This is a genomic window from uncultured Plantibacter sp. (assembly GCF_963518075.1).
Lineage (GTDB): Bacteria > Actinomycetota > Actinomycetes > Actinomycetales > Microbacteriaceae > Plantibacter > Plantibacter flavus_A.
In genome coordinates, this window is the sequence record NZ_CAUQHZ010000003.1 from 1 (window position 1) to 14,571 (window position 14,571).

The 14,571-nt window shown below is 66.1% G+C and carries 11 protein-coding genes; 5 read left to right on the forward strand and 6 right to left on the reverse strand.

What is annotated here, in order from left to right; translation table 11 throughout:
* Together RWN05_RS05230 and RWN05_RS05235 are read right to left on the reverse strand one after the other, a co-directional pair.
* The coding region (locus RWN05_RS05230; protein WP_314138822.1) for a GTP-binding protein at positions 1 to 1,120 on the reverse strand (1,120 nt) is incomplete at its 3' end.
* Between the two features lie 160 nt (positions 1,121 to 1,280).
* On the reverse strand, positions 1,281 to 3,005 hold the full coding sequence (locus tag RWN05_RS05235; RefSeq protein WP_158596550.1) for an ABC transporter family substrate-binding protein: 1,725 nt from the start codon (positions 3,003 to 3,005) through the stop codon (positions 1,281 to 1,283).
* A 297-nt stretch (positions 3,006 to 3,302) separates the two neighbouring features.
* Between RWN05_RS05235 and RWN05_RS05240 the strand changes: the two genes are divergently transcribed.
* From RWN05_RS05240 to RWN05_RS05255, 4 genes are read left to right on the forward strand one after another with little or no spacing between them, the layout of a single operon-like run.
* Positions 3,303 to 4,286: an ABC transporter permease gene (locus RWN05_RS05240; RefSeq protein WP_064296413.1), complete on the forward strand. Its 984-nt coding sequence runs from the start codon at positions 3,303 to 3,305 to the stop codon at positions 4,284 to 4,286.
* A 4-nt stretch (positions 4,287 to 4,290) separates the two neighbouring features.
* Positions 4,291 to 5,214, forward strand: coding sequence for an ABC transporter permease (locus RWN05_RS05245; protein WP_079002099.1), 924 nt, complete (start codon positions 4,291 to 4,293; stop codon positions 5,212 to 5,214).
* Complete coding sequence (locus RWN05_RS05250; protein WP_079002097.1) at positions 5,207 to 7,312, forward strand: ABC transporter ATP-binding protein; 2,106 nt, start codon at positions 5,207 to 5,209, stop codon at positions 7,310 to 7,312. The genes RWN05_RS05245 and RWN05_RS05250 overlap by 8 nt, the downstream gene beginning before the upstream one ends.
* Positions 7,313 to 7,360: 48 nt before the next feature.
* Positions 7,361 to 7,978 carry a hypothetical protein gene (locus RWN05_RS05255; protein ID WP_153303413.1) on the forward strand — a complete coding sequence of 206 codons (618 nt, stop codon included), beginning with the start codon at positions 7,361 to 7,363 and terminating at the stop codon, positions 7,976 to 7,978.
* A gap of 82 nt (positions 7,979 to 8,060) precedes the next feature.
* Here the strand turns inward: RWN05_RS05255 and RWN05_RS05260 are convergent, their stop codons facing one another.
* The 4 genes from RWN05_RS05260 to RWN05_RS05275 all read right to left on the reverse strand — a co-directional run bounded on the left by RWN05_RS05260 (position 8,061) and on the right by RWN05_RS05275 (position 13,388).
* Positions 8,061 to 9,812 carry an ABC transporter ATP-binding protein gene (locus RWN05_RS05260; protein WP_079002093.1) on the reverse strand — a complete coding sequence of 584 codons (1,752 nt, stop codon included), beginning with the start codon at positions 9,810 to 9,812 and terminating at the stop codon, positions 8,061 to 8,063.
* Complete coding sequence (locus tag RWN05_RS05265) at positions 9,809 to 10,747, reverse strand: ABC transporter permease (protein WP_079002091.1); 939 nt, start codon at positions 10,745 to 10,747, stop codon at positions 9,809 to 9,811. Before RWN05_RS05265 ends, RWN05_RS05260 begins: the two co-directional genes overlap by 4 nt.
* A gap of 13 nt (positions 10,748 to 10,760) precedes the next feature.
* Positions 10,761 to 11,693, reverse strand: a complete 933-nt coding sequence (locus RWN05_RS05270; RefSeq protein WP_153303412.1) for an ABC transporter permease — start codon at positions 11,691 to 11,693, stop codon at positions 10,761 to 10,763.
* A gap of 75 nt (positions 11,694 to 11,768) precedes the next feature.
* Positions 11,769 to 13,388, reverse strand: a complete 1,620-nt coding sequence (locus RWN05_RS05275) for an ABC transporter substrate-binding protein (RefSeq protein ID WP_240555714.1) — start codon at positions 13,386 to 13,388, stop codon at positions 11,769 to 11,771.
* Positions 13,389 to 13,724: 336 nt separating this feature from the next.
* On the opposite strand from RWN05_RS05275, the gene RWN05_RS05280 reads away from it, so the two are divergent.
* On the forward strand, positions 13,725 to 14,537 hold the full coding sequence (locus tag RWN05_RS05280; protein WP_240555712.1) for a CPBP family intramembrane glutamic endopeptidase: 813 nt from the start codon (positions 13,725 to 13,727) through the stop codon (positions 14,535 to 14,537).
* Positions 14,538 to 14,571 lie beyond the last annotated feature (34 nt).

Below are 14,571 nucleotides of genomic sequence, written 5' to 3' on the forward strand. Positions count from 1 at the left end.
CCTTGAGTGAGACGTTACCGATGAGCTCGCGGTCGAGACGGTCCTTGACCATGCGTGCGGTGAGCTTGTGGCCCTTGACCTTGCCCATGAGCGGCGAGGTGTTGGTACCGATCGTCATCGAGATGGCCGGGTCGTCGACCGTGATGGCCGGCAGCGCGCGGACGTCCTCGGGGTCGGCCAGGGTGTCGCCGATCATGATGTCGGCGAAACCGGCGACGGCGACGATGTCGCCGGGGCCGGCGCTCTCGGCCGGGTAGCGGTCGAGCGCCTTCGTGATCATGAGCTCGGTGACGCGGACGTTGTGGACGTCGCCGTCGTGGCGGACCCAGGCGACCGTCTGGCCCTTCTTCAACGTGCCGTTGAAGATGCGCAGGAGCGCGAGGCGACCGAGGAACGGCGAGGCGTCGAGGTTCGTGACATGCGCCTGGAGCGGGTGCTCGTCGTCGTACTGCGGAGCCGGGATGTGCTCGAGGATGGCCTCGAAGAGTGGCTCGAGGTTCTCGCTGTCGGGCAGCTCGCCGTTGGCGGGCTTGGTGGACGACGCACGGCCGGCCTTACCCGAGGCGTACACGACCGGGACGTCGAGGATGGCGTCGAGGTCGAGGTCGGGGACGTCGTCGGCCATGTCGCTGGCGAGTCCGATGAGGAGGTCCTGGCTCTCGACGACGACCTCGTCGATGCGCGCATCGGGACGGTCGGTCTTGTTGACCAGGAGGATGACGGGCAGCTTGGCCTCGAGCGCCTTGCGGAGCACGAAGCGGGTCTGCGGGAGGGGGCCCTCGGACGCGTCGACGAGGAGGACGACGCCGTCGACCATGGACAGGCCGCGCTCGACCTCTCCACCGAAGTCGGCGTGACCCGGGGTGTCGATGACGTTGATCGTGATCGGGCCGTCGGTGGCGTGTTCGCCCTTGTACGAGATCGCCGTGTTCTTGGCGAGGATGGTGATGCCCTTTTCGCGCTCGAGCTCATTCGAGTCCATGGCGCGTTCTTCGAGGTGGGCGTGTTCGGCGAAAGAGTTGGTCTGTCGCAGCATGGCGTCGACGAGGGTCGTCTTGCCGTGGTCAACGTGGGCCACGATCGCGACATTGCGCAGATCGGAACGAGTGGCGAGCGCCATAAAAGGGTGGCTTCCTTCAAGTGGATGGGATTCGGGCACGATGGTGCCGACGGACCATCATACCGCAGGAGTTCTGGCCGGGGGCTGAACGGCGACGGGCACCGGCGGTTTCCCGCCGATGCCCGTCGAGGCTGCGTTCAGATCGAACGCGTGCTGATGCTTACTTCTTCCAGCCCACGTTCTTCCAGTCGATGGTCTCGAACTGGGTCGGCCCGTAGTTCACGAGGCCGGTCTTGACGCCGTAGGTGTACGGCACCGGGAACAGCGGCAGCGTGGTCGCGAGGGCGACGATCTTCTTGTCGATCTCCTTCGCGATCTCGAGGCGCTTGTCGGGGTCGAGCTCCGCGTTGGCGCTCGCCCAGAGCTCGCCGAGCGAATCGTCGGTGACGCCAGGGAAGTTCTGCCCGGAGTCGGCCGGGTAGAAGATCGACTCGGTGCTCGAGATCGGGAACGCGGTGCCCTGCCACGCGAAGCTCACGGCGTCGAAGTCGCGGGTCTCGGTGGTGACGTACTTCGTGAAGAAGTCGTCGGACGGGACGGTGTCGATCTGGAGGTCGAAGCCGGACTCCTTCACCATGGCCTGGACCTGCTGCGAGGTCTCGGCCGAGACCGGGTTGTCGGAGTCGATGACGTAGCGGACGGTCAGCTTCTTGCCGTCCTTCTCGCGGATGCCACCGCTGCCTTCCTTCCAACCGGCGTCGTCGAGCTGCTTCTTGGCGGCGTCGATGTCGTAGCCGAGCACCTTGGAGGCGTCGTCCTCGTAGCCGTCCTGGCCGGGAAGGAAGATGAGGTTGTTCAGCAGGTCGGTCGGTGCGTCGATCGCTGCGAGGCGGGCCTCGGCGATGGTCTGACGGTTGATCGACTTGGCGAACGCCTGGCGGACCTCGGGGTCGCTCAGGACCTCGGACGTGCCGTTCAGGGTGATGTGGTTGTACGTCGTTCCACGCGAACGCTGGATCTCGGCGTCACTGCGCTTCTTGGCCGTCTCGTAGTTGTCGGCGTTCGAGCCGATGCTGAAGACGTCGATCTCACTGTTCGAGAACGCCTGCGCGAGACCCGAGCGGGACACCTGCTTGAAGATGATGTTGTCGAGCTTCGGCTTGTCGCCCCACCACTTCGGGTTGGGCTCGAAGGTCACGACCGCGCCGGTCTGGTCGATCTTGCTGACGATGTACGGACCGCCGGAGACGTAGGTCGTGCCGTCGGCCGCATAGGGTCCGGTCGCCCAGAGGGTGTTGAAGGACTCCGGCGTCGCGCCGAGCCACTTCGGCCAGATGTTGCCGAGGATCGACGGCCAGTCCGCGTTCTTGTTCTTGAACGTGATGAGGACGTCCTGCGGGCTGTCGCCGGCGGTGACGGACTCGATGTCCTTCCACACGTTCGTGGCGGTAGGCGCGTAGGCGGGGTCGACGCCGTTCAGCGACTTCCAGGTCGCGGCGAAATCGTCGACGCTCATGGCGGTGCCGTCCGACCAGACGGCGTCCGGGTTGATCTTGATCTCGACGACCTGCGGGTCCTCGGTCTTCAGCTCGACGGAGGTCGCGAAGTCGGGGTTCGCCTCCCAGGTGCCGTCCTCCTTGATGTTGATGAACGACGGTGTGTACAGGTTGCTGAGGAACTGGTCGTCGACGGTGCCACTGTCGAGGTTGTAGAGGTTCCAGTTCGCGGGGATCGCGTCGACGGCGAGGTTGAGCGAACCGCCCTGGGCGATCTGGTCGGCGTCGGCGCGCTCCCAGCCGGTGCCGGACAGCTCGGCGGGCTTCGACGTCGAGCCGCCACCGCCTGAACCGCCTCCGGTGCAAGCCGTCAATGCGAGGGCGACGATCGAGACGCCGGCGAGGATCATCCCGCCGCGCCGCTTCGATCCCTGTGTTCTGGAACTCATCGAGATCCACCTTTCGTGACGTGTAACTGCGCAAGGCCGCACCGATGCGGAGCGGAAGGCGCGCAGGCCAATGTGGACCATCTTGCACCCGCTCCGGGGATCCCCCACAAGTGGGGATGAATTGTTACCGTTTCGATTTATCGGCAACACGTGCCGGAAACATACGTTTCGTTTCCTGAGAACACGCGTCGTTTTCTGATTCCAGACACTTGGGGGTTACAGTGTCTCCACCCCCACGAGGGGAGCACAGCTGACGGGACGACGCGGTCCCGCACAACGACTTCGCAAGGCTGGTACATGATCGGGTTCATTGCACGGCGGTTGGTCAACTACCTGTTCCTCTCCGCGATCGCCACCATGCTGGGCTACGTGCTCGTGAGCATGACGCTCCAGCCGTCGGCCCGGTTCCTCGGGAAGAACCCGCCCATCCCCCAGGCGTCCATCGATGCGGCGCTGGACAAGATGGGCGTGAACCCGAAGGTCCCGCTGCTCGAACGCCTCTGGGACTGGGTCACGCAACTGGTGACCACCGGCTCCCTCGGGATCAGCACGCGCGGCACCCAGGTCACCGCCGACATCTTCGAGCGCTCGGGCACGAGCCTCCGCCTCCTCGTCATCGGCACCATCCTCGGCGCGGTCATCGGCGTCGCCCTCGGCGTGTGGGGCGCGGTCCGCCAATACCGGGCCAGTGACCAGATCATCACCTACGCCTCGTTCACGATCCTCGCGATGCCCGTCTTCGTCATCGGCGTCGTGCTCATGATCCTCGCGACGTCCCTCAACCAGGCGGTCGGCACGAACGTCATCAACTTCACCGGCGAGTACACCGCCGGCCTCCAGGGCGGGTTCTGGACACAGTTCGGCGACCGGGCGATGCATCTGCTGTTGCCCACGATCACCCTCACCGTCGGCGCCGTCGCCTCGTACTCGCGGTACCAGCGCAGCGCCATGCTCGACGTGATGAGCGCCGACTACATCCGGACCGCGCGCTCGAAGGGCCGGACCCGCGGTTCCGCGATCATCCGGCACGGTGTCCGCGTCGCGCTCATCCCGATGTCGACGTTCTTCGCCTACTCCTTCGGGCTCATCCTCACCGGCGCGAGTGTGACGGAGAACGTCTTCAGCTGGCACGGCATGGGCGAGTACCTCCTCACGAGCGTCTCGAACTCGGACATCAACGCCGCCGCTGGGACCATCCTGTTCACCTCCATCCTCGTCCTGATCGCCGGAACGCTCTCCGACGTGATCTATGCGGCGCTCGACCCGAGAGTGCGGGTGTAACGACATGGCACTGACCGACCCCTCGACCCTCACCGTCGGCGACCCGGAGAAGATGGCGGACGCCCCCAAGCGTCCGCAGTCCCGCGGGCGCACGATCCTGCGGAAGGTGCTCGCCACGAAGCGCGCCCGCATCGGTGGCGGTGTCCTCCTCTTCATCATCCTCTGGGCGTTCATCGGCCCGCTGCTCTCCCCCTGGTCGTTCACCGACCAGGACGGCCTCGCCTTCAGCCAGCCGCCCTCGCTCGACCACTGGTTCGGTACCAACAACATCGGCCAGGACGTGTACGCACAGACGCTCGTCGGGCTGCAGAAGTCCATCGTCATCGGTCTGATCGTCGGCCCGGGCGCTGCGATCATCGCCGGACTCGTCGGGGCCATCGCCGGCTACGTCGGAGGCGTCTGGGACAAGGCGATCGTGTGGCTCATCGACCTCCTCCTCGTCATCCCCGGCTTCTTCCTCCTCGTGCTCCTGAGCCCGGCGTTCAAGTCGCTGTCCTGGCTCGCCCTCGTCGTCTTCCTCGTCCTGTTCGGCTGGATGGTGCTCGCGCGCGTCATCCGTGGGCAGACGATGTCGCTCCGCGAACGCGAGTACGTCAAGGCGGCCCGGTTCATGGGCGTCCCCGGGTTCACGATCATCCGTCGCCACATCATCCCGAACGTCGCGAGCCTCCTCATCATCGACGCGACGCTCGGCATCGGCGCGGCGATCCTGTCGGAGACGACCCTGAGCTTCTTCGGCTTCGGCGTGCAGGCGCCCGACGTCTCGCTCGGCACCCTGCTCGCCGCCGGTGCGAGTGCGGCCGTGACTCGGCCCTGGCTGTTCGTCTTCCCCGCAGCGATCCTCGTCATCACCGTGCTCGCCTCCAGCCTCCTCGGCGACGCCCTGCGCGACGCCATCGACCCGACCTCAGGAGCCAACCGTGACTGACCCCCAGGCGACCGCGCCGCTCCTCAAGGTCGACGACCTCACCGTCACCTTCCCCAACGCCGGCACGCCCGTGCATGCCGTCCGCGGTGTCTCCTACGAGGTGCGGCGTGGAGAGTTCCTCGGCATCGTCGGCGAGTCGGGCTCCGGCAAGAGCGTCTCCTCGATGGCCGTCATGGGGCTGCTCCCCACCAACGCGCAGGTGAGCGGCAGCATCCGCTACGACGGCGTCGAGCTGCTCGGCCAATCGGATAAGGAGCTGTCGAAGATCCGCGGGCGGGACATCGCCATGATCTTCCAGGATCCGCTCTCGGCGCTCACGCCCGTCTACACGATCGGTCAGCAGATCGCCGAAGGCCTCCGCCTCCACGACTCCGCGCTCTCGCAGCGCGCAGCAGAGACCCGGGCCGTCGAACTCTTGAAGATCGTCGGCATTCCGAACGCGGAGCGGCGTGCGAAGTCGTTCCCGCACGAGTTCTCCGGTGGCATGCGTCAGCGGGCCATGATCGCGATCGCCATCGCCAACGACCCGCAGCTGATCATCGCCGACGAGCCGACCACCGCACTCGACGTCACCATCCAGGCGCAGATCCTCGAGGTGCTCCAGAAGGCGAAGGACATCACCGGCGCCGCCGTGGTGCTCATCACGCACGACCTCGGTGTCGTCGCCGGCAACGCCGACCGGGTGGCCGTGATGTACGCGGGCCGGATCGTCGAGACGGCGCCCGTGGTCCCGCTGTTCCGCGAACCGCTCATGCCGTACACGATCGGTCTGTTGCGCTCCATGCCGAACATGGCGGCGAACCAGCAAGAGCGACTCGTCCCGCTCGAAGGACGCCCACCGCTGTTGACGACCGTGCCGACCGGCTGCCCCTTCGCCCCGCGCTGCCCGATCGCCGTGGCCGCGTGCCTCGAGGGCGAACCGGCGTTGCTCCCCGTCCTCGACGGGCCCGTCGAGGACCCGACGACCTCGGTCGATCACACCGCCGCGTGCATCCGCGCCGGCGAGATCGCCGACGGATCGCTGCGCCGCCCGGAGATCTTCCCTCGGCCGGACGAGGTGCCGGAGGAGCTCGTCGCGGAGGTCGCCCCGGAGACCGTCCTCGACGTCCGTGACCTGACCCGCGCCTTCCCGCTCACGAAGGGCGTCGTGTTCCGTCGCAACATCGGCACGGTCCGCGCGGTCGACGGGGTCTCGTTCAGTGTCCAGCGCGGGCGCACCCTCGGCCTGGTCGGCGAGTCCGGGTGCGGGAAGACGACGACGATCATGGAGATCCTCGAACTCGCCAGGACGCAGGGCGGCAGCATCCACGTGAACGGGGTCGACACCGCGACGCTGTCGAAGCCCGACCGCCGGAAGCTGCGCAGCGACATCCAGGTGGTGTTCCAGGACCCGATGGCCTCACTCGATCCGCGCATGACGATCGAGGACATCATCGGTGAACCGTTGACCGTCCACGGGGTCTCCCCCGCCGAGATCCGCTCCCGCGTCGGGGCCATGCTCGAACTCGTCGGCTTGGAGCCGTCCTTCGCCGGCCGATACCCGCACGAGTTCTCGGGTGGACAGCGACAGCGCATCGGCATCGCTCGGGCGCTCGTCGTCGAACCGAAGATCCTCGTGCTCGACGAGCCGGTCTCCGCGCTCGACGTCTCCGTCCAGGCCGGCGTCATCAATCTGCTCGAAGACCTCAAGCAGCGGCTCGGACTCTCGTACCTCTTCGTCGCCCACGACCTCGCCGTCGTCCGCCACATCGCCGACGACGTGGCGGTCATGTACCTCGGACGCATCGTCGAGTATGGACCGAGCGCCACGATCTTCGACGACCCGAAGCACCCGTACACGCAGGCGCTCCTGTCCGCGGTGCCGGTCCCGGACCCCGAGATCGAACGCAGTCGGCGGCGCATCCTGCTGAACGGCGACCTCCCCTCCCCCAGCGACGACCGGGTCGGCTGCAGTTTCCGGAGCCGGTGCCCGTTGTTCCAGCTGCTGCCGGCCGACAAGCAGGCGGTCTGCGAACGCGACGATCCACGAGAGCGCCCGGTCGACGGACGGCTCGTCGCGTGCCACCATGCGGAGAGCGACCGGCTCGTCACCGCCTGATCGAGCCGAGCGGCGCCCGAGGGTCGGCGGCCTGGAAGGATGGTGGACGTGAACGAAGCGACGAACGCCGGCAATCGGACCACCCTGCGGAGCACGAGCGGCTTCTGGATCCTCGGGGTCACCGCCATCCTCATGGTCTTCTTCATCATCGACGCCGTGAGCCGTGGAGCCTGGGGCTTCGCGGTCCAGGCGCTCCCGTGGGAGGTCCTCGTCGTGTGGCTGGTCTACCTCGTCCTCGTCCGTCCGTGCATCATCATCGAACCGTCGCAGCTGACGGTCGTGAACGTCGGGCGTATCCACGACATCCCCTGGTCGCGCATGGAGGAGGCGACGAGCCGCTACCAGCTCACGGTGCTCCTGCGGGACGGGCGGAAGATCACCAGCTGGGGCGCACCGAGCGCTGGGCTCGACCGCCCGTCGCTGATCGGCGGACGTGCCGGACGAAGCGGGGTCGACCATCAGGACCGCGCTGCAGGCGTCCGCCGACCCGGTCGTGCCGGAAACGAGGGTCCGACTGCCGTCGACCTCATCGACCGTGCCCACGAACGCTGGGGTCGGATCGACCCGAAGGACGACCGCCTCGCCACCTCTCGCTGGGACGTCGTCGCCCTGGGCGTCACGGCGGCACTCCTCGCCTGGGGCGTCGCCTCTGCGCTCCTCGTCTAGCGACCGGCGGACACCTCCCGCAACGCCGAAGGGCGGTGCCCCGGATCGCTCCGTGGCACCGCCCTTCGGCGTTCTGCGCGGGTTACAGCGCGAGCTCGATCCCGGCGCCGGGGATGGCGTCGAGGAGTTCGCGTGTGTACTGCTGCTTCGGGTTCTCGAAGACGTCGTCCGTGGTCGACGCCTCGACGATCTTCCCTTTCTGCATGACCGCGACGTTGTCGGCGATCACGCGCACGACCGCGAGGTCGTGGGTGATGAAGAGGTACGTCAGCTGCAGCTCCGACTGGAGGTCGGCGAGCAACTGCAGGATCTGCGCCTGGACGAGGACGTCGAGCGCGGACACCGCTTCGTCGAGGACGACGATCTCCGGCTTCAACGCGAGTGCGCGGGCGATCGCGATGCGCTGACGCTGTCCACCGGAGAGCTCGTTCGGGTACCGGGTCGCGACCGCCTGCGGCAGCGAGACCTGATCGAGGAGCTCCAGCACGCGCGCACGGCGGGAGGCCTTGTCGCCCACCTTGTGCGTGACGAGCGGTTCAGCGATCGTGTTCCCGATGTTCCGTAGCGGGTCGAGGGAGCCGTAGGGGTCCTGGAAGACCGGCTGCATCTTGCGGCGCAGCGCGAGGAGGCCCTTGCGATCGAGCCCCTCCATCACCTTGCCACCGATGCGGATACTGCCCGAGGTCGGAGTCTCCAGTTGGAGCAGCAGCTTCGCGACCGTGGACTTGCCCGAACCGGACTCGCCGACGAGCGCCATGGTGGTGCCCTTCGGGATCTGGAACGAGACACCGTCGACAGCCTTCAGCTCGCTCGCCTGACCTTTCTGTCCACGGATCTTGTACACCTTCTCCAAGTCGTCGACGACGATCGCCGGCTCGACCTTCGCGAGATCGAGCTGCGCGGCGGCACGGTGCTCCGCTGCCACGATGAGGTCGATCCCCTCGGAACCGGCCGGGGCCTCGTGCTCGAGCGTCTCCAGCGACCCGGTCGCGGACTGGATACGACGGGATGCGAGGCTCGGCGCCGCAGCGACAAGACGCTGGGTGTACGGGTGCACCGGGTTCTGCAGGATCTCGACCGACGGACCGGCCTCGACGATCTGCCCCTTGTACATGACGATGAGCTTCTCAGCGCGCTCGGCGGCGAGGCCGAGATCGTGCGTGATGAAGAGCAGCGCCGTGCCGCTGTCGCGGGTCAGGCTTTCGAGGTGGTCGAGGATCTTCCGCTGCACCGTGACGTCGAGCGCCGAGGTGGGCTCGTCCGCGATGAGCAGCTTCGGGCTCGAGGACAGACCGATACCGATGAGCACGCGCTGACGCATGCCGCCGGAGAACTGGTGCGGGAACTGCTTCAGGCGACGGTCGGCGTCGGACAGACCGGCCTGCTGGAGGACCTCGATCGCCTTGGCGCGAACGGCCTGCTTGCCCTGGGCGATGCCGTTGGCACGGATGGCCTCCTCGACCTGGAACCCGATGTTCCACACCGGGTTCAGGTTGGACATCGGGTCCTGGGGCACGAAACCGATCAGGCGTCCGCGGACGTCCTCGATCTCCTTGCGCGAGAGCTTGGAGAGGTCACGACCCTCGAAGAGGATCTCGCCGCCCGTGATCTTGCCGGTCCCGGGGAGCAGGTTGATGATGGCGTGCGCCGTCGTCGACTTCCCGGAACCCGATTCACCGACGATCGCGACCGTCTCACCGGGCATCATGGTGAAACTCGTCTTACGGATGGCCTGGACGGTGCCGCTCTGCGTCCGGAACCCGACCTCGAGGTCCTTGACCTCGAGGAGCGGCTGCCCGGTGCGTGCGCCGGCCGATGGGGTGTGGCTGCTCAACGGAGTGCCCTCGCCTTCGGGTCGAGTGCATCGCGCAGGACCTCGCCGAGCATGATGAAGCTGAGCACGGTGAGCGAGAGCGCGATGGACGGGTAGATGAGCACTTGCGGAGCGGTCCGGAGGTCGCGCTGGGCCTGCGAGATGTCCGCGCCCCACGAGATCGATTCCGAGCCGAGTCCGACGCCGAGGAACGAGAGCGTGGCTTCTGCGACGATGGCCGAGGCCAACGACAGCGTGATCACGACGATGACCGGGGCGATCGAGTTCGGCAGGACGTGGCGCACGAGGATCCGGAACCGCGAGACGCCGAGAGCGATGGAGGCCTGCACGTAGTCCGCGTTCTTCACTCGCAGGACCTCAGCACGAAGCACTCTCGCGACGCTCGGCCAGACGAACAGTCCGACCGCGAGGGAGATGGTCCAGACACTGCGATATGCGGCGAGAGCCGACATGACGACGACCGCGGCGAGGATGTACGGGATCGAGAAGAAGATGTCGCCGATGCGCGAGAGCACCGAGTCGACCCAGCCGCCGTAGAAGCCGGACAACGCACCGAAGCTGATGCCGAGCACGCAGACGATCGCGGTCACGATGAGCCCGACCGCGAGCGAGGTGTTGGCACCGAAGATGACCCGCGAGTAGATGTCGCAGCCCTGCTTCGTGAAGCCGAGCGGGTGTGCGAGCGACGGATCGCCGAGGCTGTTGTCGAGATTGCAGCTCCGTGGATCGACGTGTGAGAACAGGCCGGGCAACAGCGACACGACGACGACGAGCACGATGAGTACGGCCGAGATCCAGAACATCGGCTGACGGCGCATGTACGCCCAGGCGTCGGTCCAGAGGTTACTCGGCTTCTCGTCGACCTTGACAGCATCGATCACCGCAAGCGGCGTCTCCTCCAGCGGGGCGACGAAGTGCGTGGATGAACGCTTCATCTGTGGTTCCTGATCATGACTTGACATAGCGGATCCTCGGGTCGAGCACGGCGTACAGCAGGTCGACCAGCAGGTTGACGAGCAGATAGACGAGCACCATCACGGTCACGAAGGACACGACGGTGGGCCCTTCCCCGCGGATGATCGCCTGGTAGAGCGTGCGACCGACACCGGGCACGTTGAAGATGCCCTCGGTGACCGTCGCTCCGACGATGAGCACACCGAAGTCGACGGCCAGGTAGGTGACGACCGGGATCAGCGAGTTACGGAGGATGTGCACCGGGATGATGCGACGACGGCTGAGGCCCTTCGAGGCCGCGGTGCGCACGAAGTCGAGCGACTGGGTCTCGATCACGGCGCCGCGGGTCAGGCGGGTGATCTGCGCGAAGCTGATCGTCGCGAGTACGAGCGCCGGAAGTAACAGGTCCTGTATCGGCGCACCGGCACCGACGGTCACCCTGAACCAACCGAGTTGGATGCCGAAGACGAACTGCGCGATGAACGCCACCACGAAGACCGGCAGCGAGATGAGGATGAGGCTGACGACCAGGAAGGACGCATCGAAGATACCGCCCTTGCGGAGTCCCGAGACGAGCCCGATCGTGATGCCGGCGACCATCTCGAAGAAGACGGCGAGGACAGCGAGGCGGAGCGTGACCGGGAAGGTCTGCGCGAGGATCTCGGAGACCGGCTGCCCGGAGAACGAGGTACCGAGGTCGCCGGTGAGGATGCCGCCGAGGTACAGGAAGTACTGCACGATGAACGGCTTGTCGAGGTTGTACTCCGCGCGCAACTGTTCGAGGACGGCCGGGCTGGGGGTCCGGTCACCGAAGAGCGCGAGGATGGGATCGCCCGGGAGGGCGAACACCATGAAGTAGATGAGGAAGGTCGTACCGAGCAGGACCGGGATGGCCTGCAGGATACGGCGGAGGATGTAATTGCCCAAAGCGGGACTCCTGAACTCGTGAAAACTGGGTGGGCCCGGAAGAACCGGACCCACCCAGTTGTGCCGTCTACAAGATTACTTGGTGATCTCGTAGTAGAGGGGCACGGAGTTCCAACCGAACTCGACGTTCTGGACGCCTTCGCCGAAACCACCGCTCACGTTCTGGTACCAGAGCGGAATGGCGGGCAGGTCCTTGAACAGGACCTCCTGGGCCTCCTGGAACTTCTTGTTCGCGGCATCCAGGTCGGACTCGCTCGCACCCTCGCTCAGCAGCTTGTCGAACTCGGGGCTCGAGTAGTCGCCGTCGTTGGAGGAAGCGCCGGTCGCGTACAGCGGGCCGAGGAAGTTGTACAGACCCGGGTAGTCGGCCTGCCATCCGCTGCGGAACGCGGTCTGGATCTGACGGCTCGTGATGCTCTCGCGGAAGTCACCGAAGACGGCGACCGGAACACCGGAGGACTCGATGCCGAGCGTGTTCTTGATGTTGTTCGTCACCGCGTCGACCCAGGCCTGGTGCGGTCCGTCGGCGTTGTAGGCGATCTGGAAGGAGCCGTCCCACGGGGAGATGGCGTCAGCCTCGGCCCAGAGTTCCTTGGCCTTCTTGTCGTCGTTGGTCAGCACCTCGTTGCCGGGGATGTCCTTCGAGTAGCCGTCGATGACGGGCGAGGTGAAGTCGGTCGCCGGGGTGCGGGTGCCCTCGAAGATGACGTCGGTGATCTGCTTGCGGTTGATCGCGTAGGAGATCGCCTGACGACGCAGCTGACCCTCTTCGCCGCTGAAGTGCGGGAGGCGGGACGGGATGGTGAAGGACTGGAACACGGCAGCGGGCTGGTTCACAGCGCGGTCACCCAGGTCGTCCTGGAAGGTGGAGATGGCCGAGTCGGGGATCTGGTCCAGGACGTCGAGGTTGCCACCGAGCAGGTCGGCGTACGCCGCGTCGAAGCTGGCGTAGAAGTTGATCGTCACGCCGCCGTTCTTCGGCTTGCGGCCACCGTTGTACTCGTCGTTGGTGACAAGCGCGATGGACTCATTGTGCTTCCAGGCCTTTTCGCCGTCGAGCTTGTAGGGGCCGTTGCCGATCGGGTTCTGACCGAACTCGGCCGTGACCTTGCCAGCCTCGTCGAACGCCGACTTGGGCAGCGGGTAGAACGAGGAGTATCCGAGGCGCAGCGGGAAGTCAGAGCGAGCCTCGTTGAGCTCGACCGTGAAGGTCGTGTCGTCGACGACGTTGAGGCCGGTGAGGGGCTGGTCGGCGTCGTAGCTGAAGCCCTTGATGTCCTCGAAGAAGTAGCTGTTCTTGCGAGCGTTCGAGAGGAGCGCGGCGTCCTGCCAAGCGTTCACGAACGACTCGGCGTCGACCGGGTCACCGTTGGTGAACTTCTGGTCCGGCTTGATCTTGATCGTGAAGGTGATCGAGTCGTCGGTCTCGATCGACTCAGCCAGGTCGTTGACCGGCTTGCCCTTGGCGTCGTAGTAGACGAGGCCCGCGAAGATCTCGTCGAGGATCTTTCCGCCACCGACCTCGTTGGTGTCGCTGGGGATGAGGCCCGACTCCGGCTCGGAGCCGTTGGTCGTGATGATGGATGATGCGCTGCTGGTGCTCTCGCTGCTGGAACCGCCACCGGAACATCCGGTGAGGACGAGAGCCCCGGCTGCGATGATGGCGGCGGCAGAGCCGAACCGACTGAACTTCACAGTTCCTCCTTGGGGAAAGGGCAAGCAAAACCAGCGCATCGTGTGCGCTGGATCGCTCTTTGAATACTCTGACGATAAGCAGAAGCAGGACGGCGAGCAAACTGGGACGCCAAACGTTACACAGCGGTAACCCAATCGACGGATTGTTGCTCCGGAGTGCTTTTTCGTGCACGGATCCCGCCTGCCACGCACGAGAACGGTCGTGATCGCAAAACTCGTGCGGTCGCATCCACCTTCTGGATACGAATCGTAAGCCGTTTTGCTCCCGGCATCAGCCGAGTGGACGCGCAGATGCTATGCGGTGCGCTCGGAGCCACCAGCCAGCAGAATGGACCGGTGAGCGAGCAGAACACCACCGAGCGGGGACCAAACCTCCCCGAGGGCGCCGGAGACAGCCGTCGGTGGTGGGAGATCGGCATCGTGCTCGCGCTGAGCCTCGGGGCGTCGGCGGTGTACTCGATCATCTCGCTCATCGCGAAGCTCACCGCGGGGCCACCGCTCTCCGATCAGTCGGCGGCGATCAACACCACGCAGGCCACCCGGGAGTGGCTCGACTTCAGCTACCAGTTCCTCGGGCTGTTCTTCCAGCTCGCGCCGGTCGCCCTCGTCATCTACCTGCTCTGGCAGCCCGGACGCACCGGCTTCGCGCGGATGGGACTCGACCTCCGCTCCCCCGGACGCGACCTCGGCCGCGGTCTGCTCCTCGTCGCCGCGATCGGTGTCCCGGGCATCGGTGTGTACGCGTTGGGACGCGCCCTCGGCGTCACGGTCGCGGTCTCGACGTTCCCCGACACCATGTACTGGTGGACGATCCCGATGCTCGTCTTCTCCGCACTCCGCGCCGGCCTCCAGGAGGAGGTCATCATCATCGGCTACCTGTACACCAGGCTCCGCGAAATCGGGTGGGGGTGGTGGACGATCATCCTGTCGACCGCCGTCCTTCGCGGGAGCTATCACCTGTACCAGGGCATCGGGCCCTTCTTCGGCAACGTCGCCATGGGGATCGCGTTCGGCTGGTGCTACAAGCGCTGGGGTCGGGTGATGCCGTTGGTCGTGGCACACACGGTCATCGACATCATCTCGTTCGCGGGCTTCCCGCTCGCCGTGGCCTGGTGGCCGGAGATCTTCGCGGCGACGAAGTCGTCCTGACGACCCGTTCGCCGATCTGTCGGCGAGAATGAGC